We start from the raw sequence: 1,447 nt of genomic DNA, 5'->3' as shown, positions 1-1,447 counted from the left end.
TCAGACGGTATGAGCAGCTCCTCTTGTGTGAGGGGTTGCGGGCCAGGGCCTCTCTCGCGCATGTTCGTGGGTTACCGAACGAGGGTGGTCCTTGGTTCGGCCTATCCACAGTCGTGAGGAGGCCCCGGTGTTTACAGAGCGTACGAGTGTTGGGCTGGACGTGCATGCGCGGAGCGTGGTCGCGGCCGCGATCGATACCCACACGGGCAAGACGAAGACGGCGCGGTTGGTCCCGTCGCATGAGGTGGTGCTGGAGTGGGTCCGGGAACTGCCCGGCCCGGTGGCGGCCTGCTACGAGGCGGGCCCGACCGGCTATGGGCTGTACCGGGCGTTCGTCGCCGCAGGGATCCGCTGCGAGGTGGCGGCGCCGTCGAAGATCGTGCGTCCAGCGGGTGACCGGGTCAAGACCGACGCCAAGGATGCCCTGTTGTTGGCCCGGCTGCTCCGCATGGACGAGATCGTCAGCGTGCGTGTCCCCTCGATCACCGAGGAAGCGGCTCGCGACCTGGTGCGCGCGCGGGAGGACGCCCGGATCGATCTGATGGCCGCCCGCCACCGCCTGTCGAAACTGCTCCTGCGTCACGGTCACGTGTACACCGGTGGAAAAGCATGGACACCGGACCACGACCGGTGGCTACGCTCCATCAGATTCGACCAGTACGGCACCCAAGCGGCATTCGAGACCGGGTTCGAGGACGTGTTGTTCACCGCAGCCCGCCGCGACGGTCTGGACCGACAGATCGAGCTGATGGCAGCCAGCAGCGAGTTCACCGACGTCGTGAACCGATTGTGCTGCCTGCGTGGGATCGCCACCTTGACCGGATTCGGGCTCGCAGTCGAGGTCGGCGATTGGACCCGCTTCGATGGCAACTCGATCGGAGCGTTCCTCGGCCTCGCGCCGGGCGAAGCCTCGACCGGTGACAGGCACACCATCACCTCGATCACCAAGGCGGGCAATACCCATGCCCGCCGGCTGCTGGTCGAGGCCGCCTGGCGCCACAAGCCATCCTACCGACCCGGGAACACCATGCTGATGCGGTGGGCCAAGGCCCCCGGCCCCGTCGTCGCGAAGGCCCACCAAGGCAACAAGCGGCTCCACGCCCGCTGGAACAGCTTCACCGAACGTCACAAGCGTCCCGTGGTAGCCAACATCGCCATCGCCCGTGAACTGGCTGGCTGGTGCCACACGGTGGCCGTCATGTAACGCCCATCCAGACCCACGATGCACCGTGACAACGCGTTATCGGGGTGACCCGCGATTCGACTGTGAACCCCACCAGGTTCGTCCTCAGACCAGCGGCAACGCCCCTGCCGAACAACCCGTCAAGCGGTAACCAACCCGCGCATGTCAGTCTGACCATCCGCGTCGACGACCACGCCGAACGTCACCAAGCACCGTGCCAAAAGCGAAGTGGCGTCCCCCAACCAGGAGGACGCCACTTCGTCA

Annotated in this window: 1 protein-coding gene; it reads left to right on the top strand. The window is 66.2% G+C overall.

The features are described from left to right. Window positions 1–127 precede the first annotated feature (127 nt). Window positions 128–1,204: an IS110 family transposase gene (locus H5397_RS17365; RefSeq protein WP_182818998.1), complete on the top strand. Its 1,077-nt coding sequence runs from the start codon at window positions 128–130 to the stop codon at window positions 1,202–1,204. The last annotated feature ends 243 nt before the right edge of the window (window positions 1,205–1,447 follow it).

It is taken from the genome of Propioniciclava sp. MC1683 (genome assembly GCF_014164675.1).
Classification (GTDB): Bacteria; Actinomycetota; Actinomycetes; order Propionibacteriales; family Propionibacteriaceae; genus Propioniciclava.
The sequence above is the reverse complement of the archived record's forward strand: the minus strand, read 5'-3'. Positions and strand labels throughout refer to the sequence as shown.